18 protein-coding genes, 1 tRNA gene and 2 riboswitches are annotated in these 20,194 nt (G+C 73.4%); of the genes, 7 read left to right on the top strand and 12 right to left on the bottom strand.

All coding sequences use genetic code 11. The features are described from left to right. Window positions 1-25 precede the first annotated feature (25 nt). The 3 genes from CLV35_RS17750 to CLV35_RS17740 all read left to right on the top strand — a co-directional run bounded on the left by CLV35_RS17750 (window position 26) and on the right by CLV35_RS17740 (window position 1,933). A tRNA-Arg gene (locus CLV35_RS17750) sits at window positions 26-98 on the top strand. Window positions 99-167: 69 nt separating this feature from the next. After that, window positions 168-1,631 (top strand): cation:proton antiporter domain-containing protein, encoded by a 1,464-nt coding sequence (locus CLV35_RS17745; RefSeq protein WP_121194859.1) that lies wholly within the window; start codon window positions 168-170, stop codon window positions 1,629-1,631. 11 nt (window positions 1,632-1,642) lie between these two features. Further along, complete coding sequence (locus CLV35_RS17740) at window positions 1,643-1,933, top strand: YciI-like protein (RefSeq protein WP_121194858.1); 291 nt, start codon at window positions 1,643-1,645, stop codon at window positions 1,931-1,933. A gap of 13 nt (window positions 1,934-1,946) precedes the next feature. On the opposite strand, the gene CLV35_RS17735 is transcribed toward CLV35_RS17740, so the two are convergent. Beyond that, the gene (locus tag CLV35_RS17735) at window positions 1,947-2,966 is read right to left on the bottom strand and encodes a LacI family DNA-binding transcriptional regulator (RefSeq protein WP_121194857.1); all 1,020 of its coding nucleotides are present in this window, start codon (window positions 2,964-2,966) and stop codon (window positions 1,947-1,949) included. Window positions 2,967-3,050: 84 nt separating this feature from the next. Beyond that, on the bottom strand, window positions 3,051-3,308 hold the full coding sequence (locus CLV35_RS17730; RefSeq protein ID WP_121194856.1) for a DUF6221 family protein: 258 nt from the start codon (window positions 3,306-3,308) through the stop codon (window positions 3,051-3,053). 319 nt (window positions 3,309-3,627) lie between these two features. Between CLV35_RS17730 and CLV35_RS17725 the strand changes: the two genes are divergently transcribed. After that, window positions 3,628-5,847, top strand: coding sequence for a putative bifunctional diguanylate cyclase/phosphodiesterase (locus tag CLV35_RS17725; RefSeq protein WP_147432009.1), 2,220 nt, complete (start codon window positions 3,628-3,630; stop codon window positions 5,845-5,847). 80 nt (window positions 5,848-5,927) lie between these two features. After that, window positions 5,928-8,810, top strand: coding sequence for a glycoside hydrolase family 9 protein (locus CLV35_RS17720; protein WP_231122004.1), 2,883 nt, complete (start codon window positions 5,928-5,930; stop codon window positions 8,808-8,810). Here the strand turns inward: CLV35_RS17720 and CLV35_RS17715 are convergent. From CLV35_RS17715 to CLV35_RS21040, 10 genes are all read right to left on the bottom strand, one after another. Then, on the bottom strand, window positions 8,800-9,543 hold the full coding sequence (locus CLV35_RS17715) for a GNAT family N-acetyltransferase (RefSeq protein WP_121194854.1): 744 nt from the start codon (window positions 9,541-9,543) through the stop codon (window positions 8,800-8,802). The two genes, CLV35_RS17720 and CLV35_RS17715, sit on opposite strands and share 11 nt — an antisense overlap. Further along, complete coding sequence (locus CLV35_RS17710) at window positions 9,540-10,451, bottom strand: glutathione S-transferase C-terminal domain-containing protein (RefSeq protein WP_231122003.1); 912 nt, start codon at window positions 10,449-10,451, stop codon at window positions 9,540-9,542. The genes CLV35_RS17715 and CLV35_RS17710 overlap by 4 nt, the downstream gene beginning before the upstream one ends. A gap of 44 nt (window positions 10,452-10,495) precedes the next feature. Then, on the bottom strand, window positions 10,496-11,524 hold the full coding sequence (locus CLV35_RS17705) for an ABC transporter substrate-binding protein (RefSeq protein WP_121194853.1): 1,029 nt from the start codon (window positions 11,522-11,524) through the stop codon (window positions 10,496-10,498). Window positions 11,525-11,574: 50 nt separating this feature from the next. After that, complete coding sequence (locus tag CLV35_RS17700) at window positions 11,575-12,414, bottom strand: amino acid ABC transporter ATP-binding protein (protein WP_121194852.1); 840 nt, start codon at window positions 12,412-12,414, stop codon at window positions 11,575-11,577. Then, window positions 12,411-13,367, bottom strand: a complete 957-nt coding sequence (locus tag CLV35_RS17695; protein ID WP_121194851.1) for an amino acid ABC transporter permease — start codon at window positions 13,365-13,367, stop codon at window positions 12,411-12,413. The genes CLV35_RS17700 and CLV35_RS17695 overlap by 4 nt, the downstream gene beginning before the upstream one ends. Next, complete coding sequence (locus CLV35_RS17690; RefSeq protein ID WP_121194850.1) at window positions 13,364-13,885, bottom strand: flavin reductase family protein; 522 nt, start codon at window positions 13,883-13,885, stop codon at window positions 13,364-13,366. The genes CLV35_RS17695 and CLV35_RS17690 overlap by 4 nt, the downstream gene beginning before the upstream one ends. Beyond that, window positions 13,882-15,273, bottom strand: coding sequence for an NtaA/DmoA family FMN-dependent monooxygenase (locus tag CLV35_RS17685; RefSeq protein WP_121194849.1), 1,392 nt, complete (start codon window positions 15,271-15,273; stop codon window positions 13,882-13,884). Before CLV35_RS17685 ends, CLV35_RS17690 begins: the two co-directional genes overlap by 4 nt. A 14-nt stretch (window positions 15,274-15,287) precedes the next feature. Further along, on the bottom strand, window positions 15,288-16,496 hold the full coding sequence (locus CLV35_RS17680; RefSeq protein WP_121194848.1) for an LLM class flavin-dependent oxidoreductase: 1,209 nt from the start codon (window positions 16,494-16,496) through the stop codon (window positions 15,288-15,290). Continuing rightward, window positions 16,493-17,632 (bottom strand): MsnO8 family LLM class oxidoreductase, encoded by a 1,140-nt coding sequence (locus tag CLV35_RS17675; RefSeq protein WP_183062057.1) that lies wholly within the window; start codon window positions 17,630-17,632, stop codon window positions 16,493-16,495. Before CLV35_RS17675 ends, CLV35_RS17680 begins: the two co-directional genes overlap by 4 nt. A gap of 138 nt (window positions 17,633-17,770) precedes the next feature. Further along, window positions 17,771-17,851: a putative leader peptide gene (locus CLV35_RS21040; RefSeq protein ID WP_407938224.1), complete on the bottom strand. Its 81-nt coding sequence runs from the start codon at window positions 17,849-17,851 to the stop codon at window positions 17,771-17,773. A gap of 52 nt (window positions 17,852-17,903) precedes the next feature. Further along, a riboswitch (SAM riboswitch) is annotated at window positions 17,904-18,020 on the bottom strand. Window positions 18,021-18,121: 101 nt separating this feature from the next. Then, a riboswitch (SAM riboswitch) is annotated at window positions 18,122-18,239 on the top strand. Between the two features lie 36 nt (window positions 18,240-18,275). On the opposite strand from CLV35_RS21040, the gene CLV35_RS17670 reads away from it, so the two are divergent. Then, window positions 18,276-19,610, top strand: a complete 1,335-nt coding sequence (locus CLV35_RS17670; protein WP_121194846.1) for an aminotransferase class V-fold PLP-dependent enzyme — start codon at window positions 18,276-18,278, stop codon at window positions 19,608-19,610. A 173-nt stretch (window positions 19,611-19,783) separates the two neighbouring features. Beyond that, window positions 19,784-20,194: DUF222 domain-containing protein (locus tag CLV35_RS17665; protein WP_147432008.1), on the top strand; the 411-nt coding region annotated here is incomplete at its 3' end.

The raw sequence follows: 20,194 nt of genomic DNA, 5'->3' as shown, positions 1-20,194 counted from the left end.
CCGGCGCCGCTAGGCTGTGGACTCCGCCTCAGTAGCTCAGTGGACAGAGCGCCTCCGTCCTAAGGAGGGCGTCGGGGGTTCGATTCCCTCCTGGGGCACGACTCGAACGGTGTGCCGGGAAGCCTGGTCGGCAGCAGTCCTCGTCGCGCCCTCCCCAGGAGCCCCCGTTGTCCGAGACCGAGCACTACGCGCTCGTCGTCCTGCTCGCCGCCCTCGCCGGGCTGGCGGCGGTCCTGTCCAACCGCCTGACCGAGCGGCTCCGCGTACCCGCTCCCCTGCTGGTGCTCGCCTCCGCGGCGGTCGCGGTGGCGGTCGTCCCCGACCTGCACGCGCCGAGCGGCCTGACCGTCGAGCACGTCGTCACGCTCGCGCTGGTGGTGGTGCTATTCGACGGCGGCATGCACATCGGCTGGGACCGGTTCCGTGCCGCGGCGGCGCCGATCGTGGCCGTCGGGGTGGCCGGCACGTTCCTCACCGCGGCCGCCGGCGGGCTGCTGCTGCACGTCGCCTTCGGGCTCGACTGGTACCCCGCCCTGCTGGTCGCCACCGCCGTCGCGCCGACCGACCCCGCCGTCGTGTTCTCGGTCCTCGGGCGCCGGCAGATCGCCGGCCGGAGCAGCACGGTGCTCGAGGGCGAGTCGGGCGCCAACGACCCGGTCGGCATCGCGCTGCTGGCGAGCCTGCTCTCGGCCGGCGGGGTCAGCGCGGGCGCGTTCGGCCACGTCGCCTGGGAGTTCTGCCTGCAGATGGGCGTGGGCGCGGTCGTCGGGGTGGTCGGCGGCCGGCTCCTGCTGGTCTTCGTGCGCAGGGTGCCGCTGCCCAGCGAGGCGCTCTACCCGCTGCGGACCACCGCGTGCGCCTTCGTGCTCTACGGCGTCGGCACCCTCGCCCACGGCTCGGGCTTCCTCGCCGTCTTCGTCGCGGGCATCCTCGTCGGCGACGCCGGCGCGCCCTACAAACGAGAAGTGGAGCGCTTCTCCTCAGCGCTCGGCAGCCTCGGCGAGATCGTCGCCTTCGTCCTGCTGGGCCTCACGATCGACCTCGACACGCTGCGCGACCCCGACGTGCTCTGGCCAGGGCTCGTGCTGGCCGTCGTGCTGGCCCTGGTCATCCGGCCGGTGCTCGCCGGGCTGTGCCTGCTGCCCGCCCGGCTGCGCCCGCCCGAGCTGGCCTTCGTGCTCTTCTCGGGGCTCAAGGGCGCCGTGCCGATCCTGCTGGGCGTGCTCGTGCTCGAGGCCCACGTGCCGCAGGCCGAGCGCCTCTTCGGCATCGTCGTGGTGGTCGTGGTCTTCTCGGTCCTCGTCCAGGGCAGCCTCGTGCCGGTCGTCGCCGAGCTGCTGCGGCTGCCGGTGCGCACGGTCGAGCCCGAGCCGTGGTCGATCGGCGTGCGGCTGCGCGACGAGCCGGACGGGGTGCACCGGCTGCACGTCGAGCCGGGGTCCCGGGCCGACGGGGTGTCGGTCGAACGCCTGCAGGACCAGCTCGGCGGGCTCTGGGTGAGCATCGTCGTGCGCGAGAGCCAGCTGGTCGCCGTGCGGGCCGGCACCCGGCTGCAGGCGGGCGACGACGTGGTCGTGCTGGCCGACCCCGAGCTGCACGACCGGCTCGCGGCGGAGTTCGCCGTTCCCTAGGCTCTGCGCACATGGCCGTCTACCTGCTCGAGTACTCCTACGTCCCCGACATGCTCGAGCGCCGCGACCCGCACCGCGGCGCACACCTCGAGCTCATCCGCGCGGCGCACGAGCGCGGCGAGCTCGTCATGGCCGGCGCGCTCGCCGACCCGGTCGACCGCGGGCTGCTCGTGTGGTCGGTCGACGACCCGGCGGTCGTCGAGGCCTTCGTCGCCGAGGACCCGTACGTCAGCGCCGGGCTGGTCGTCTCGTGGGCGGTGCGCCCGTGGACCCTGGTCGTCGGCGCTCCCGCAGGGAGCTGACGGCGGCAGGCCGCTAGACGCGTACGCCGGGGCCGGTGCTCGTCGACCCGCGCACGACCAGCTCGGGGCGGAAGACGTACTCCGCCCGCGGCGACGGAGTGCCGGCGAGCTCCTCGAGCAGCGCGCGCGCCGCGGCCTGGCCCATGACCCGGACCGACTGCCGGATCGTGGTCAGCGGCGGGTCGGTGAACGCGATCAGCGGCGAGTCGTCGTAGCCCACGACCGAGACGTCGCCCGGCACGTGCAGCCCGCGGCCGCGGGCGGCCCGGACCGCGCCGAACGCCATGATGTCCGACGCGCAGATGATCGCCGTGCAGCCCTTGTCGAGCAGCCGGTTGCCCGAGGCCTGGCCGCCCTCGACGCTGAAGAGCGAGGGCTCGACGAACTCGGACGCGTCCTCGACCCCGAGGGTGTCGCGCAGCGCGGCGCGGAAGCCCTGGATCTTGCGGATCACCGGCACGAAGCGCTCCGGGCCCACCGCCAGCCCGATGCGCCGGTGGCCCAGGGCGACCAGGTGCCGCACCGCGAGGTCCATCGCGGCGACGTCGTCGTTGGAGATGAAGGGCGCGTCGACGCCCTCGACGTAGCCGTTGACCAGCACGATCGGCAGTCCGCGCTCGCGCAGCCGGTGGTAGCGGTCGGTCGACATGCGCGTGTCGGCGTGGAGCCCGGAGATGAAGATGATGCCGGAGACCCCGCGCTCGAGCAGCATCTCGACGTACTCGTCCTCGGAGACGCCGCCGGGCGTCTGCGTGCACAGCACCGGGGTGTAGTCGCTCTGCGCCAGGACCGTCTCGATCACCTGGGCGAACGCCGGGAAGATCGGGTTCTCGAGCTCGGGCACGATGAGCCCGACGAGCCCGGCCGAGCGCTCTCGCAGGCGCGACGGGCGCTCGTAGCCCAGCACGTCGAGCGCGGTGAGCACCGCCTGCTTGGTGGTGGGCCCGACCCCCGGGCGCCCGTTCAGCACCCGGCTGACCGTCGCCTCGCTGACCCCCGCGTGAGCCGCGATGTCCGCGAGGCGTGCCTTCATGGGGGCGATCGTAAGGGACGGATCTTGACCGGACCCGGCAGTGCCGTGCAATTGTTTTCAATTCGCGACCTTGCGCAACAGGCGTCACGGCCGCCACGACGGGTGGTAGCCGGCCCGCCGCTCGTACGCGGTGGCGAGCACCCGCACCGCCCGCTCCCAGGCGGCGCGGGCGGCGGGGTCGGGCTCCGCGGCGTACGCGTCGAGCACCTCGACCAGCGCGGCGCACCGCGCCAGCTGCTCGAGCACCACGTCCGGGTGCGCCTGGCGCCACTTCCAGGCCACGCGCCAGTGCCGGTCGTCGTCGGCGACCTGCCGGCGCAGCCAGGCGACGAGATCGTCCACGTGCCCATCCTGCCCGGGCGGCCGCCTGTCGCACGGACGACAGGGCTGCTGTCCGCTCGGTGACAGACGACGGGCCGCCGTCCCAGCACCCTTGGAGGTGTCAGGCGCCCGGGGGGACGCCGCGGTGCGCAGGGGGGTCGTACCGGGGTGGTCGGCGCTGGGGGCAGGTCGTCGCGCGGAGGGGGCGCGACGACCCGCCCCGCTGACCTGCGCACCCGGAATCGTTCCTGCTGCAAGCGCACCGCGTCACGGACCCCCTGCGGTGAGTGACCTACCCTGAGAGGGCGCACGCACGACGGTGCGCGAGACGGGGGCACGGGTGCACAGCACGACGACGGGCGCGGAGGCGGTCAACGACCTCTTCGAGCAGTCGGTGCTCCCCTCCTACCTGTGGCAGCGCACGGGCGACGACTTCGTCCTCGTGGCCGCCAACGCGGTCGGCCGCAGCTACGTCGGCCAGGCCTGGCTCGACCACATGCGCGCCACCACGTTCGCCGGCCTCTTCCCGCACGACCCGGCCGCCGTGTCCGACATGCGCCGCGTCGTCGCCGAGCAGACCGCCGTCAGACGCGCGACCATGGCGGGACGACCGCCGGAGGAGCCGGACGAGACGGCGCGAGCCGCCGCGGGCAACGAGACCGTCGTCGACCTCGTGCCGGTGCTGGGCGACTGCGTGATGCTCCAGGTCCACGACGTCACCGAGCAGCGCATCGCCGAGCAGGCCGCGCGCGCCTCGCTGGCCAAGCTCGACCGCCGCGTCGCCCAGCAGCGCGCGGTCGCCGAGCTCGGCAGCTTCGCGCTCCGGGCCGTCGACCCCACGGCGCTGCTGCGCCGGGCGGTGGGCCTGGTGGCAGAGGTGCTCGACATCGAGGTCGTCACCGTGCTGCGGCGCGACGACGACGGCCTGCGCACGGTGGCCGACAACGCGACCGACGAGCTCGCCGACACGGTGCTGCCGCTCGACGCGGCGCTCTCTCAGGCGGCGCTGACGCTCGCGACCGGACAGACGGTGGTGAGCGCAGACGTACGCGCCGACGAGCGGTTCTCGTGGACCGAGGACGGCTGCCACGACTCGCTGCAGGGCGGCGTCACGACGCTGGTCGGCGGCGGGGCCGGCGGGCCGTTCGGCGTGCTGTGCGCGCACTCCTACCGCCCCCGCGACTACGACCCCGACGACCAGCACTTCCTGGTCGGCGTCGCGAACGTCCTCGCCGGTGCCCTCGACCGCAGCGCGGCCGAGGCGCAGACCCGCTGGGCGGCACTGCACGACCCGCTCACCGGGCTGGCGAACCGGACCCGCGTGCTCGACGGGCTGACGCACGCGCTGACCCGCGACAGGCGTACCGGTGCCTGCACCGCCGTGCTGATGATCGACCTCGACGGGTTCAAGTACGTCAACGACTCCCTGGGCCACTCGGTGGGCGACGCGCTGCTCGCGTCCCTGGCGCCGCTGCTGGTGGCGACCGTGCGCCCCTCCGACACCGTCGCGCGCCTCGGCGGGGACGAGTTCGTCGTGCTGTGCGAGGACCTGCCGGGCGAAGCCGAGGCGGTGCGGGTCGCCGAGCGCATCGCGGAGCTGTGGAGCACCCCGCTCCACGTCGGCGGCACGGACGTCTACGTGCGCGGCAGCACTGGCATCGCGTGGTGCCGCAGCGGAGCCACCGAGGCCCGCGAGCTGCTGCGCGAGGCCGACTCGGCGATGTACGCGGCCAAGGAGCGCGCGCCCGGCTCGATCGCCGTCTTCGACGCCACGATGCAGCGCCGCGCCGCGAGCCGGCTGCAGCTGGAGGGCGAGCTGCGCCGCTCGCTCGAGGTCGGCGGCTTCCGGCTCGTCTACCAGCCGATCGTCGACAGCGCGACGGGACGGCCGGTGGGCGTCGAGGCGCTGGCGCGCTGGACGTCGCCGACCCGCGGGGTCGTCAGCCCGCAGGAGTTCATCGCCGTCGCCGAGGACTGCGGCCTCATCGTCGAGCTCGGCCGCTGGGTGCTGCGCGAGGCCGTCACGACGTTCGCCGGCTGGTGCGCGGGACAGCCGGAGACGCCCTACCTCACCGTCAACGTCTCGGGCCGCCAGCTGCTGCACCCCGGCTTCGTCGACGACGTGCTCGCCGTGCTCGGCGAGGCCGGCCTGCCGCCGGCGCAGCTCGGCCTGGAGATCACCGAGAGCGTGCTGCTGCAGGAGCCGACGCGGGCGCGCCAGATGTTGGGGGCCCTGCGCGAGGCGGGGGTGGCCACGCTGCTCGACGACTTCGGCACCGGCTACTCGTCGCTGTCGTGGCTGCGCCAGCTGCCCGCCGACGCGCTGAAGATCGACCGCTCCTTCGTGCAGGGCCTCCCCGGCGACGCCGCCGACGCCTCGGTCGTCAGCGCCGTGGTGGCGCTCGGGCGCAGCCTCGGCCTCACAGTGATCGCCGAGGGCGTGGAGGACGCCGCCCAGCTCGAGGCGCTCGTGCAGATGGGCTGCCCGCGCGTGCAGGGCTACCTGTTCGCCCGGCCAGTGCCCGGTGACGAGGCGCGCGCCACCCTCTTCGGCCGATGAGCGAGGTCTTGACCGGCACGGCCCGCGGGTCTAGCGTCCCGGCGACCGGTAGGAAGGTTTCCTGACAGATCGGGTGCCGCATGCCTCGGAGTGCACGAGCCGCCGTCATCAGCGTCCTCGCCGTGCTGGCCGCGACCGGAGGTGTCGGCGCCGCGCCCGCGTCGGCCGCGTCCGTGCGGGCCGTCGTCCGCGTCGACCAGGTCGGCTACCTGCCCGCTGAGGAGAAGCACGCCTTCGTCCTCGCGAGCCGCGCCCTCCACGGCTCCTACGCGGTCCTCGACGCGCACGGCTCGACCGTGGCGAGCGGAGCCCTGCCGTCGCGGGCACGTGGCAGCTGGAGCGCTGCCTGGCCCGCGGTCTACGAGGTCTCGTTCTCGTCGGTGCGCGCGCCGGGTCGCTACACCGTCCGGGTCTCCGGCGACGCCTCTGCCGTGTCCGTGCCCTTCTCCGTGCGGCCCCCCGGCGACCTCTACGGCCCGCTCGTCGCCGACGGCGTGAGCTTCTTCGGGGTGCAGCGCGACGGCGCCACGGTGCCGGGCGGCCCGCTCCGTCGGCAGCCGTCCCACCTGCACGACGCCAGCGCCGACGTCTACGCGACGCCGAGCTTCGACCCCGACAGCGACGCGGTGCTCGAGCACGACCTCACGCGCACCGGCGGCCCCGTCGACGTCAGCGGCGGCTGGTTCGACGCCGGCGACTACCTGAAGTTCACGCACACCGCTGCCTACGCGGACATCCTCCTGCTCGCGAGCGAGCGGAGCCTGGGTGCCGCCGCGCCGAACGACCTGCGGCACGAGGCGCGCCGCGGGCAGAGCTGGCTCGCGAAGATGTGGGACGAGGGGACGCGCACGCTGCACCTGCAGGTCGGGCTCGGTGGCGGCAGTGCCGACGGCAGCTTCCTCGGCGACCACGACCTCTGGCGCCTGCCGGAGGCCGACGACGCGACGACCGCTCGCGGGCTGCGCTACGCGACCTCGCACCGGCCGGTCTTCGACGCGGCCCCTGCCGGGCAGCCGGTCAGCCCCAACCTCGCCGGTCGCGTCGCCGCGGCGTTCGCGATGGCCGCCCAGGTCGACGCGCGCACCGACCGGCACCGGGCGACCCGCGAGCTGCGGCGCGCGACCTCGCTCTACGCCCTGGCCGACACCGCCTCTCCGCCCGAACCGCTCACGACCGCGCTGCCCAACGACTTCTACCCCGAGAGCACGTGGCGCGACGACATGGAGCTGGGCGGCGCCGAGATCGCGCTGGCCAGCCAGGCGCTCGGGGTCGACGGGCACGCGTACCTCGCTGCCGCCTCGCGCTGGGCGCGCGCCTACCTCGCCACCGAGACCGGCGACACCTTCAACCTCTACGACACCAGCGCGCTGGCGCACCTCGACCTCGTGCGCGCGCTCGCGGCCGACGGGCGCACAGCGGCGGTGTCGCCGGCCACCCTGCTGGGCGACGTGCGCCGCCAGCTCGCCACCGGCGTACGCCGTGCTGCCTCCGACCCCTTCCGCGCCGGCGGCGTCTACACCGACTTCGACGTCAACGCCCACACGTGGGGACTGGTCGCGACCGAGGGGTGGTACGAGCGGCTCACCGGCTCCCGCTCCTACGCGGGCTTCGCCACCAGCCAGCGCGACTGGCTCCTGGGCGCCAACGCCTGGGGCGTCAGCTCGATGGTCGGCGCGGGCACGACCTTCCCGCGCTGCATGCAGCACCAGGTGGCGAACCTGCGCGGCAGCACCGACGGCACGGCGCCGCTCGCCGTGGGCGCGGTCGTCAACGGGCCCAACAGCTCGGATCTCTTCGCCGACGGCCTCGACGGGCTGCAGGAGGGCATGCGCGCGTGCTCGGTGCCCGGCTACGCCGCCTTCGACGGCCACGGCTCGAGCTACGTCGACGACGTGCGCTCGTGGCAGACCGACGAGCCGGCGCTCGACATGACGGGTACGGCTGTGGCCGCAGCCGCCGCGCAGCTGGCCCTGGCCTCGCCGGCCGGACCGCCGGACGCACCGGTGCCGGCACCCGGCCGGACGCCCGAGCCGCTGCCGGCACACGTGTTCGCGCCGTACTTCGAGGCCTACACGGGCGAGAGCCCGCTCGCGGTCTCGCGCGCGTCAGGCGCGAAGCACCTGACGCTCGCCTTCTTCCAGACCGAGCGCCCGGGCTCGTGCACGGTCTGGTGGAACGGCGACACCTCGCAGCCGGTCTCACCCGCGACGTGGGGCGCCGACATCGCGGCGATCCAGGCACGCGGCGGCGACGTCATCCCGTCGTTCGGCGGCTACTCGGCCGACAGCACCGGCACCGACATCGCCGACAGCTGCTCGAGCGTCAGCAAGATCGCCGAGGCCTACGAGTCGGTGATCCGCACCTACTCCGTGAGCCGCATCGACCTCGACGTCGAGGACGCCTCGCTCGCGAACGCTGCGGCGGTCGTGCGCCGCAACCGCGCGATCAACCGCGTGCAGCGGTGGGCAGCGCGCGAGCACGTGCCGCTGCAGGTGTCCTACACGCTGCCGACCTCGACGCACGGGCTGGAGGACGACGGGCTCGCGGTGCTGCGCAGCGCGGAGAAGGCCCACGCCCGGATCGACGTCGTCAACATCATGACCTTCGACTACTACGACGACGCGCCGCACGACATGCTGCGCGACGCCCAGGGCGCTGCCACCGCGCTCGTCGGGCAGCTCGCCGACCTGCACCCGGGCGTGCCGACAGACCGGCTGTGGTCGACGGTCGGGGTGACGCAGATGCTCGGCATCGACGACTACGGGCCGCCGGAGGTCTTCCGCGCCGACCAGGCCGTGCCGTTCGAGCGGTGGGCCGAGCGGGCGGGCATCGGCACCGTGTCGTTCTGGGCGCTGCAGCGCGACAACGGCGGCTGCGTCGGCACCGCCGGCAGCGACTCGTGCTCGGGGGTCGCCCAGCGGCCGTGGCAGTTCACCCGCGCCCTGCTGCCCTTCACGCGCTGACGGCGGCGCCCGGCGTCCGGACCGCCCAGAAGCCGGTGCGCCGGCGCAGCCGGAACCCGATCGACTCGTAGAGCCGGATCGCGTCCACGTTGGTGGCCGCGGCATGCATGAACGGCGTCTCGCCGCGCTCGCGGATGCCGTGGGCGACCGCCCGCACCAGCCGGGTCGCGAGACCGCGCCGACGGTGGGCCGGGTCGGAGCAGACCGCGCTGATCTCGGTCCACCCGCGCGGGTGCAACCGCTCGCCGGCCATCGCGACGAGACGTCCCTCCTGGCGGATGCCGAGGTAGGTGCCGAGCTGGTAGGTGCGCGGCAGGAACGGGCCGGGCTGTGTGCGAGCGACCAGCTCGAGCATCTCCTCGACGTCGGGTGCGCCGAGCAGCACCGCCTCGGGCTCCGGCGCAGACGTGAGGGCGGCGGTGGCGACCAGCTGGACACCCTCGCCGCTCCCGACCAGATGCCAGTCGTCGGGCAGGGTGGCGATGTCGACAGCTGCGCCGGAGAGCGCCACGACCTCCCCCGGTCCGGCCAGTCGCGCGAGCTCCGGCCACACGCAGCTGCCCGCCCCGGGAGCGACGGCCACGAAGGGAGACACGTCGGGCGGGTAGCGCAGCACCAGGTCCTCCCCTTGTGCGAAAGAGCTGTGCCCGCCGGTGAGCGAGGCCCAGGCCGCGTTGTCGAGCAGCGACTCGTCGGAGCCGCTCGCCGTCCCGGGAGCCAGCAGCTCGGTCACGGTGCCACCCCCGCCGACCTCCTCGTCGGCCGCTCCCAGTCGGGCACGAGCGCGCCCGGCGCGGTGAAGGTCGAGAGGTCTGTCGTGGACCGGAACGCTTGACGCTGGTAGAGGTCGCGCGCGTAGTCCCACAGCTGGGGGTGGTCGGCGAGCGGGCCGCCGAGCGCCCCCGTCGCGTTGGCCTGCACGTCGTAGCGCACGAGCGTCACCCACAGGCGCACGTCGGCCAGTGTCAGCCGGTCGCCGAGCAGGAAGCGGGAGCCCGCCAGTCGCGCGTCGAGCGCCTCGAACGCCTCGTTCAACCGTGCCCGTGCCGAGAGCGCCTGCTCGCCATCGCCCTGCGCCGCCGTGACGCCCGCGTTGACGGCCGGGCCGAGCCAGCGGTCGAGCTCGTCGACCCGGTCGCGCAGGGCTGCCGGGTAGAGCTCCAGCCCGGTCGTCGACAGGTGCAGGAACGCCGTGGCGAGGTCGGCGTCGAGCAGCCCGTAGTCGTTGCTGACCACGCGCCGGGTCCGCCGGTCCCAGAGCGTCGGCACGGACACGTGCCCGTCGAACCCCGGCTCGGTCGCCTCGTAGGCATCGCGCAGGAGCACGAACCCGTTGACCGGGTCAGGACCGGACGTCTCGCGGAAGGCCCAGCCCCGCGCGTCGCGGGCGCCGTCCACGTAGGAAACCGACACGGCGTCCTGCAGTCCCGCGAGGGCGACGACGAGCGTGCTCCGCTGGGCCCACGGGCAGAACCAGCCGGCGTAGAGGTGGAAGCGGCCGGGTTCCGCCTGCGCGCCGAGCCGGTCGCGGAAGCGGTAGAGCGGCCTGGTGTCGCCCGGCTCGCGCACGATGCGGTAGTCGCCGATGCGGCCGGGGTCCGCCGGTGTCGCGTAGACGGGACCGGCGATCGATGTAGTCACGTAGGTTCCCAGTGGCTCGAGGTGGAGCACGGTGGTCTCCGTGGTCAGGAGTTGGTGATCGGAAGGCCGGGCGGGTTGACCTCCGAGGTCTTGACGGCCTCGTTGGACAGGTTCCACGCCTTGAGCCAGGCGGCGTACTGCCCGTTGTCGATGAGGTAGTTGATGGCGTCGGCCAGCGGCTTCGCCAGCCCGCTGCCCTTCTTCGACGTGGCAGCGATCAGGCCCTGCAGCGACGCACCTGCACCGGAGTAGGTGCCCGCGTTTCGCGTCGGGTGGGACGAGCTCTGCGACTGCGTGACGTGGTAGGCGATGCTCGGGTTGGGCGCGAAGTAGGCGTCGGCCTTGCCGGAGCTCAACGCGAGGTAGGTGGTGCCCTGGTCGGGGAAGTACTTCACCGTCAGCTTCTTGCCGGCGGCCTTGAGCTTCGCCTGCCACTCCAGCAGGATCTTCTCCTGGTTGGTGCCGGCTCCCACTACGACGGTCTTCCCGGCGAGGCTCTCGGCGGTGCCGTCGAAGGTCCAGCTGTTGGACTTCAGCACCTCGAACCCGAGGTTGTCCTGCCGGTAGGTCGCGAAGTCGTACTTCAGCTTGCGCTGCTCGGTGTCGGTGATGTTGGTGATGCCGACGTCGGTCTTGCCGCTGTCGAGCCCGACGAACAGGTTCTCCCACGTGGCGTTGGTCAGCACCGGGGTCAGGCCGAAGACGGCGGCCACCAGTCGGCCCAGGTCGGGCTCGGAGCCGGTGAGCGTCTTCTGGTCGGAGCCGGTGTAGCCGAGCGGCGGGCTGCCCGAGGGCAGCAGGCCGAGACCGATGACGATCTTGCCCTTGTCGACGAGCGCCTTGGGCAGCTCGGCGCGGATGGCCGCGACCTCCGGCACGGTGAGCGTCACCGGCGTGGCGGCTCCGTTCGAGACGGCGCCGACCTGCACCGAGGCGGCCCCTCCGGCGGCTGCGACGTTGCTGGTGCGGGGGCTCGACCCCGCGTCGTCGCCGCTGCTGCCGCAGGCGGCCAGGGCGGTGAGGGCGAGGGCCGTGAGGGCGGCGAGGGCGGGTCTGGCAGCGGAAGAAGGCATGGGAGTTCCTCGGAAGTGGTTCGTGGGGGGTTGGTGGGGTGCGGCGTGCGTCAGAGGACGGCGCGCAGGAAGTCTCGTGTGCGCTGGTGCTGCGGGCGGTCGAGGACCTGCGCGGGCGGGCCCTGCTCGACGATCCGCCCGTCGTCGAGGAAGACGACGGTGTCGGCGACCTCGCGGGCGAAGCCGATCTCGTGGGTGACGACGACCAGGGTGGTGCCGCCGGTGGCGAGCGCCTGGATGACGGCGAGCACCTCGCCGACGAGCTCGGGGTCGAGGGCGGAGGTCGGCTCGTCGAAGAGGATGACGCCCGGCTGCTGGGCGAGGGCCCGGGCGATGGCGACCCGCTGCTGCTGGCCGCCTGAGAGCTGGCGGGGGTAGGCGTCGACCTTGTCGCCGAGGCCCACCCGGTCGAGCAGCTCGCGGGCGAGCTCGCGCGCCGCAGGCCGGCCCAGCTGGCCCGAGGCGACAGGGGCCGCGGCCACGTTGTCGAGCACGCTCAGGTGCGGGAAGAGGTTGAAGCCCTGGAAGACGAAGCCGATGCGTCGGCGCTGGGCGAGGATCTCGCGCTCGGGCAGCTCCTTGAGCCGACCGCGGTGGCGACGGACGCCGAGCAGCTCGCCGTTGATGCTGACGTGACCGCGGTCGAGCTTCTCGAGGTGGTTGACCGCGCGCAGCAGGGTCGACTTGCCGGAGCCCGAGGGCCCGATGACGACGGTCACCTCACCGGGCCGGACGGCGAGGTCGATGCCGCGCAGGACCTCGCGTCCGGCGTACGACTTGTGCGCGCCGACCACCTCGACGGCGGCAGGGTGCTCGGCGGCCAGCGTCGGCAGCGGGAAGACTGCCGGAGTAGTACGCAGTGGTGCCGACGTGACGGCAGTGGTGGTCATCGGGTGGCTCCTGTCGGTGCAGCGGCGGCCTGCCGGGAGAGCGCCGCCCGCAGCCGCTGGAGCGGCGTGGGAGGCAGGTTGCGCAGCGCGCCGCGCGAGTAGTAGCGCTCGACGTAGAACTGGACGACGGACACGACGCTGGTGAGCACGACGTACCAGACCGTCGCAACCATCAGCAGCGGCACGATCTCGCCGGAGTAGGTGCTGCCGAGGCTCTGCACAGAGCCGAACAGGTCGAGCAGCGAGACGTAGAACACCAGCGACGTGGCCTTCAGCAGACCGATCAGCTGGTTGACGTAGGACGGGATGATCGAGCGCAGCGCCTGCGGCAGCACGATGCGGGTGAAGTGGTAGCCCCGGGGCAGGCCGAGCGCTGCAGCCGCGTCCTGCTGGCCCTGGTCGACCGACAGGATGCCGGCGCGCACGACCTCGGCGGCGTAGGCGGCCTCGTTGAGGCTGAGCCCGATGATGGCGATCACCGTGTCGGTGGCGAGCCTGCTCTCGTCGAAGCGGAAGAACTCCGGTCCGAACGGCACTCCGAGGCTCAGCGTCTGGTAGAGCGCGCTGAAGTTGTAGAGGAAGAGCAGCACGACGATCAGCGGCACCGAGCGGAACAGCCAGACGTAGACCCAGCTGACGGCGTTGAGCACCGGGTTGCGCGAGAGCCGGCCGAGGGCAAGCACCACCCCGGCCAGCAGGCCGAGCGCCGCGCTCGCTGCCGCCACCTTGAGCGTGATGACCAGCCCGTCGAGGATGACCGGGCGGAAGAACCAGTAGCGGAACCGGTCCCACTGGAAGAAGGGGTTCGTCACCAGTCCGTGCACGAGCTGAGCAAGCACCACGAGCACCACCGCGGTCGCGATCCAGCGCCCCGGGTGCCGGAGCGGCACGACCTCCTCGTGCGCGGCGCGCGTCGTGGGGTCGACGGGGACGGTCGCGAGCTCCGTGCTCACTGCACACCCGCCGGGCGGGAGAGCGCGCCGTAGCGGCCGCCGTGGAAGAGCAGCGGGTCGCTGTCGGTGTGCTCGGCGTGCATGACCTCGGCGATGACGACGGAGGAGTCGCCCGCCGGCACCTTGGCCCGCACCGCGACGGCCATCCACGCCATCACCCCGCCGATGACCGGCAGGCCGAGCGGACCGCGGCGCCAGTCGTCGAGAGCGGCGAAGCGGTCGATGCCGCTGGTGGCGAACACCGTCGCCACGTCCTGCTGGTCGACCGCGAGCAGGTGGAGCGAGAGGTGCGTCGCCCTCTCGACGGCCGGCCAGCTCGACGAGCCGTGCGAGACGTTGAAGCTCAGCAGCGGCGGGTCCGCCGACAGCGAGACGAGGGAGGTAGCCGTGAAGCCCGTCGGCGACGCGCCTCCCGTCGCGATGACCGCGACGCCTGCGGCGTGGCGGCGGAACACCTGCTTGAAGAGGTCCGAGGTCACCCGCGCCACGTCGAGGTCGGACTCGTAGAGCGCCGTCACGCCGACACCGCCCGACGTGCCCGCGCCGTGCTCGAGGCCGGCCGGGCCGGCGGCAGGCCCAGGTTCTCGCGCAGGGTGGCACCCTCGTAGTCGGTGCGGAAGACGCCGCGCTCCTGCAGCAGCGGCACGACGGAGTCGACGAAGGGGTCGAGACCGGCGGGCGTGATGTGCGGGACGAGGATGAAGCCGTCGGCCGCCTCGGCCTGGACGTAGGTGTCGATCTGCTCGGCGACCTGCGCCGGCGTGCCGATGAACGACTGGCGGCCGGTGACGTGGATGACGAGGTCGCGGATGCTGTAGCCGTGGGCGTCCGCGAGCTCGCGCCACTCCTTGGCCGTCTTCAGCGGCTCCTTGTACATCGGTGCCCTGCCCCGGATGATCGAGTCCGCCGACACGTCGGGGTCGACCTCGGGCAGGGGCCCGTCGGCGTCGTAGGCGGACAGGTCGCGGTTCCACAGCTGCTCCAGCAGCAGGATGGCCGTCTGCGGGCTGACCTGCTGGCGGCGCACGGCCGCGGCATTGGCCTGCGCCTCCTCCTCGGTCTCGCCGAGGGCGTAGGTCACGGCCGGGAGGATCTTGAGCTCGTCGCGGTCGCGGCCGTAGGTCGCGAGCCGGTCCTTGACGTCGGTGTAGAACGCCCGGGCGGGGTCGAACGCGCTGTGCCGGCTGAAGATGGCGTCGGCCGTGCTGGCGGCCAGCTCGCGGCCCTCGACGGAGTCGCCGGCCTGCAGGATGACCGGGTGGCCCTGCGGGCTGCGCGGCACGGTGGAGCGGCCGGCGATGTCGAACTGCGGTCCGTGGTGCTCGAACTCGCCGGCGCGGGGGTCGGTGACGTACGTGCCGGTGGCCCGGTCGGCCACCACCGTCCCCGGCGCCCACGAGTCCCAGAGCTCACGGGCGGTCTGGATGAACTCGCCGGCACGCTCGTAGCGCAGGGCGTGGTCGAGGTAGCCGCCGCGCCGGAAGTTCTCGCCGGTGAAGGCGTCGGACGAGGTGACGACGTTCCAGGCCGCCCGCCCGCCGGACAGATGGTCGAGCGAGGCCAGCTGGCGGGCGAGCTCGTAGGGCTCGTTGAAGGTGGCGTTGATGGTGCCGGCGAGGCCGAGGTGCTCGGTGACCGCGGCGAGCGCCGCGAGCACCGAGAGCGTGTGCGGCCGACCCACGACATCGAGGTCGTGGATCCTGCCGCGCTGCTCGCGCAGGCGCAGTCCCTCGGCGAGGAAGAAGAAGTCGAGCTTGCCGCGTTCGGCTGTGCGGGCGAGGTGGACGAAGGAGTCGAAGTCGATCTGGCTGCCCGAGTCGGGGTCGCTCCACACGGTGGTGTTGTTCACGCCCGGGAAGTGGGCGGCCAGGATCACCTGGCGCTTGCGCTGGTCGGTGGTGGTCATGAGTGGCTCTCGCGTCAGGCCGCGGGGGCGGCGTAGCGGTTGGCGGCAGGGGCGAGGTCGAGCAGGCCGCGCAGGGTGTCCGCCTCGTAGGCGGTGCGGAAGGCGCCGCGCCGCTGCAGCTCGGGCACCAGGCCGTGGACGATGTGGGGCACGTCGACCTGGGCGACGCCGGGACGCAGCCGGAAGCCTGTGTAGCCCCGCTCTCGCCAGGCGAGCAGCTGGTCGGCGAGCTGCCCCGGCGTACCTGTGAACACCAGTGCGTCGGACTCCAACGGCGCTCCGTCGAGCTCGTCGAGGCGCTCCTTGCGCGAGCGTGCCACGGCGGCGTTGTCGTCGAGGAGCACGAGCACCTCGCCCCACACCTGCAGCGGCGTCCCCCGGCGGGTTACGGCGGCTTCCGCTGCGCGCACCTCCGCCTCGATCGCGGCGGCTGACCGGTCGTCGTGCGGCGTCACGAGCACGACGTCGGCCGATCGGGCGGCCAACTCGTAGGGGATGCGGGCGTGCGCCAGCGCGACGACGACCGGCTGGCCTTGCGGCGAGCGCGGCACGATCGACGGGCCCTTGACGGAGAACCAGCGGCCCTCGAACTCGACGTAGTGCAGCTTGTCGCGGTCGACGAAGCGCCCGGTGCTCGCGTCGCGGATGATCGCGTCGTCCTCCCAGCTGTCCCAGAGCCGGCGGACGACCTCGACGACATCGGCCGCCTCGTCGAACAGCTCGGCGACGACCTCCTGCTGCTGACCGGCTTGGTACGCGGCGAGGTCCAGGTGCGGCGCCTCGCGACGGCCGAACTGCTCGGCCTCGACGTCGCGGGCCGAGACCTGCACCCGCCAGCCGGCCCTGCCCCTGCTGACCCAGTCCAGCGTCGCGACCGAGGTCGAGACGTGGAACGGCTCGGTGTGCGTCGTGGTGACGGTCGGCACGAGGCCGATCTGCTTCGTGAGCGGGGCGAGGCGGGAGGCCAGGAGCAGGGCGTCGAGCCGGCCGCGTACCTGGTCGGTGCGCTCGTCGAGCCGCTCGCGCGACGAGGACTGCACCGCGAAGGAGTCCTCGAACGTCACGAGGTCGAGCAGCCCGGCCTCTGCCTGGCGAACGAGGCCGAGGGAGTGGTCGGCGGAGAGGAGGTCGGCGGGCGCGGTGCCCGCGGCCCGCCACGCGGCGGGGTGCCAGCCGGCGCCGTCCAGCGCCACTGCGAGGTGGAGGTGGTCTGTCGTGGTCATCGGGTCGGTCCCTCGTCTGCGGACGCCCACGCGGCGGCGAGCAGCTCGTAGGAGCGCTCGCGGTCGACGTGGTCGTGGGTGACAGTGGTGACGACGAGCTCGTCGGCGCCCGTGACACGCTGCAGCGTCTGCAGGCGCTCGACGACCTCGGCGGGCGTGCCGACGAACTGCGTGCTGACGCGGTCGGCGACGAGCTTGCGGTCCTCGTCGGACCACTCGTGCTCGGCGGCCTCCTTCGGCGACGGGTAGGGGATCGCTCCCCCGCCGGCGCGGATGCTGCGGACCCACAGGCCGTAGGGCGAAGCCAGCTCGCGGGCGCGCTCACTGGTCTCGGCGACGACCGCGTCAGCGGAGACCACGACGTAGGGCTCGTCGAGCCACTGCGACGGCCGGAACGCCTCGCGGTAGGCGGCGACCGCGTCGAGGACGTTCGACGGCGTCACGTGGTAGTTGGCGGCGAAGGGGAGCCCTCGCTCCCCTGCGACGCGGGCGCTCTCACCGCCGCTGCTGCCCAGGACCCACACCTGCAGGTCGGCGCCCTCGCCGGGCACGGCGTGCGCGCGGTGACCCGACTCGGTCGTGAAGCTGCCGTTGACGAAGGCGAGCACGTCGTCGACCTGGGCGGCGAAACCCGGGCTCTGTGCCCCAGGCAGCGTGAGCAGCTGCAGCTGCGTGCGGATCCTCTCGCCGAGCTCGCCCGAGAGCGTGAAGGCGAACGGCTCCGGGATGACCAGGCCGTCGACCTCGTGTGCCGGCTGCGGCGACCGCGCCGGCGCTGCTGACGTTCCCGGCAGGCGCGGCGCTCCGGAGCGCCCGATGCCGAGGTCGATGCGGCCGGGGAAGGCGACGTCCAGCAGGCCGAACTGCTCGACGACCGAGAGCGCGGTCTGGTGGCCGAGCAGCACGGCTCCGGAGCCGACGCGCAGGGTGCGCGTCGCTCCTGCCACCAGCGCCCCGAGCACCGCGGGGGCGGAGCTGATGACGCCTGGCACGAGGTGGTGCTCGGCCAGCCAGTAGCGCTTGTAGCCGAACGACTCCACCGCCTTCGCGAGGCGCAGCGTGTTGTTGAACGCGTCACTCGCTGTGCCGCCGGAGGGCACCGGCGACAGGTCGAGGACGGAGAGGGGCACAGGCACGAGGGGTCTCCTGGTGTGGGAGGGCTGCGCTCGGCCGTCCTGCCGGGACGGCGGAGCGCGGGCAGGGCTGAGCGCACGCACAGAGGTACGCGGTGGACGGACGTCACTGTCGGCCGCCCCCTTGGGCGGCACGTCAGGTCAGCGACAGGTGCAGCTGGCGACGCGGACGAGGTCCACGTGGCGCCGTGAGGTCAGCAGCGGGTCGGCAGAACCGCGCACGTGCTGGTCGTCGTGGCACCTCGTCGAGTGCTGCACGGACCCTCCTTCAGGAGCAGAGCGCTTGCCTGCGGACCGTGCGGTCGCAGACCTGGTCGTCACCCGGGGCACCCCACCGCACTGCGAGGGTTGCCGGCCAGCGAGCCGGGGCTTGTCGCTGGCACTCATGACCGTGGCGCTAACTCTACTGATCCGGTAGACAATGTCAAGCGCTGCGTTTTCCGGCTCCCGGGACTGGACAACAGCCGGGGAGCACGCGCTAGCGTGTGCAGCTGTCACGAGCGCCAGCGTTCAGCCCCGGCTTGCTGGCCGGCAACCCTCCTCCTTCGCGGCGGGGTGCCCCGGGTGACGACACGGCCGACCCCGACCGGGGGCCCGGCAAGCGCGGACCCGAGCTCCTCCGGGTCCCTCGACAGAGGGGTTCCTCATGTCCGTCCAGGCTCTGTCCGTCCCTGTCGCTCCCCTCGCCGCCCTGGTGGGTGCGACGACGCAGGTCCCGCTCGTCGACGGCTCGACCCGCCGCTACGCGAACCTCGACATCGCGGCCAGCGCACCGGCGCTCGAGCAGGTGGCCGCGGCCGTTGCGCAGCTGACGCCGTACTGGTCCAGCGTGCACCGCGGCGCGGGCTACCTGTCGCGGCTGTGCACCGCGGTCTACGAGCAGTCGCGTGCCGAGGTCGCCTCGTTCGTGGGTGCCCGTGCCGACGACGTGGTGGTGTTCACCCGCAACACCACCGACGCCCTGGGCCTCCTGGCGAGCGCGGTGCCGGGCGAGGTGGTCGTGCTCGACGTCGAGCACCACGCGAACCTCCTGCCCTGGCAGCGCCGCGGCGACCGCATCGTGCGCAGCGGCTCCAGCGTCGAGGAGACGCTCGGGGCGCTGCAGGCCGAGCTCGCACGACGGCCCACCGCCCTGCTCAGCGTGACCGGCGCGTCCAACGTGACCGGCGAGTGCCTGCCGCTGCGCCGGCTCGCCGACCTGGCCCACGCCCACGGTGCACGGCTGGCCGTCGACGGCGCGCAGCTCGTCCCGCACCGCCGGGTCGACCTCGCCGCGACCGGGGTCGACTACCTCGCCTTCTCCGGCCACAAGCTCTACGCGCCCTACGGTGCCGGTGCCCTGGTCGGCCGTCGCGACTGGCTCGACACCGCCGAGCCCTACCTCGCCGGTGGTGGCGCCGTGCGAGAGGTACGCGTCGAGGCGACGGAGTGGACCACGGCGCCCGCGCGCCACGAAGGGGGTACACCCAACGTCCTCGGCGTCGCGGCGCTGGCAGCAGCCGCGCGGGCACTGGGCGAGCTGCGCGACGGTGCGCTCGAGGCGCACGAGCACGCGCTCACGTCCCGGCTGTCCGAGGGCCTGGCCTCCCTCGGCATCCGGACGCACCGCATCTGGCACGACGCGACCGATGTGGTCGGCATCGTGACGTTCAGCGTGCCGGGCCGCGACCCGGGCGAGGTGGCGGCCTACCTCTCCGCGGAGCACGGCATCGGAGTACGCGACGGCCGCTTCTGCGCCCACCCGCTGCTCGCGCGCCTCGGCACCGCGGCCGCGGTGCGGGTGAGCGTCGGGCTCGGCACGTCGAGCGACGACGTCGAGCGGCTGCTGGACGCGCTGCGGACGTTGCTCGAGGACGGGCCGTCGTGGGGCTACGCCCGCTCCGAGTCGGGATGGGCGCCGGTCCCCGAGACGCGGGCGCTGCCGTCGTGGCTCGGAGGCGCGTCGCTCGCGGGCGATGCTCCGGCGTGCGAGCAGCCCTGACCAGCGGGCTCCTGACCACGCAGCCTGTCGCGACTGACTGGGATTGTGTGGTCTGTCGTCAATCCACAGCCGCATCTGCGCAGCTGTGGACATCTCGACGTCGTGGATATGCTTGTCCACAGGGGTTTCTGTCGCGGCCGGACTGTGTCAGCGGTGGCTGTTAGGTTCGGCGCATGGTTGCAGTGGCGGTGCAGGATGCGGGTGCGTGGGCGGTCGCGGCCGACGCCCTCGACACCGCCGCCGCCCTGCCTGCCGGCGAGCTCGACGCGGAGTCGCTGCTCGCGCGGCTGCGCGTGATCGCCGGGCTGCAGGCCCGGCTCGCCGCACTGGAAGCCGCGACCCTGCGCGCGGTCGACGCCCGCGAGGCCTACCGCCACGACCAGGCACCCACCACCAAGGCCTGGCTGCGCCACCACCTGCGCCTGGACCCGGGCGATGCCGCGACCCGGCTGGTGCGCGCACGCCTCGTCGCCGAGCTGCCCCGCTTCACCGCCGCCCTCGCCGCCGGGCAGGTCAACGCCGGACACCTCGACGCCCTGCTCAAGGCCCGCCGCACCCTCGGGCCCGCACCCGTGCAGGCCGCC

Origin of the sequence: Motilibacter peucedani, from assembly GCF_003634695.1 — a bacterium.
Lineage (GTDB): Bacteria > Actinomycetota > Actinomycetes > Motilibacterales > Motilibacteraceae > Motilibacter > Motilibacter peucedani.
Note: the sequence above shows the minus strand (reverse complement) of the source record. Positions and strands in the feature narration are given on the sequence as shown.

Coding starts and splice junctions, on each gene's coding strand:
- CLV35_RS17740 (WP_121194858.1), top strand. CDS start 1,643: ATGGCCGTCTACCTGCTCGAGTACTCCTACGTCCCCGACATGCTCGAG.
- CLV35_RS17735 (WP_121194857.1), bottom strand. CDS start 2,966: ATGAAGGCACGCCTCGCGGACATCGCGGCTCACGCGGGGGTCAGCGAG.
- CLV35_RS17720 (WP_231122004.1), top strand. CDS start 5,928: ATGCCTCGGAGTGCACGAGCCGCCGTCATCAGCGTCCTCGCCGTGCTG.
- CLV35_RS17705 (WP_121194853.1), bottom strand. CDS start 11,524: ATGCCTTCTTCCGCTGCCAGACCCGCCCTCGCCGCCCTCACGGCCCTC.
- CLV35_RS17700 (WP_121194852.1), bottom strand. CDS start 12,414: ATGACCACCACTGCCGTCACGTCGGCACCACTGCGTACTACTCCGGCA.
- CLV35_RS17685 (WP_121194849.1), bottom strand. CDS start 15,273: ATGACCACCACCGACCAGCGCAAGCGCCAGGTGATCCTGGCCGCCCAC.
- CLV35_RS17680 (WP_121194848.1), bottom strand. CDS start 16,496: ATGACCACGACAGACCACCTCCACCTCGCAGTGGCGCTGGACGGCGCC.
- CLV35_RS17670 (WP_121194846.1), top strand. CDS start 18,276: ATGTCCGTCCAGGCTCTGTCCGTCCCTGTCGCTCCCCTCGCCGCCCTG.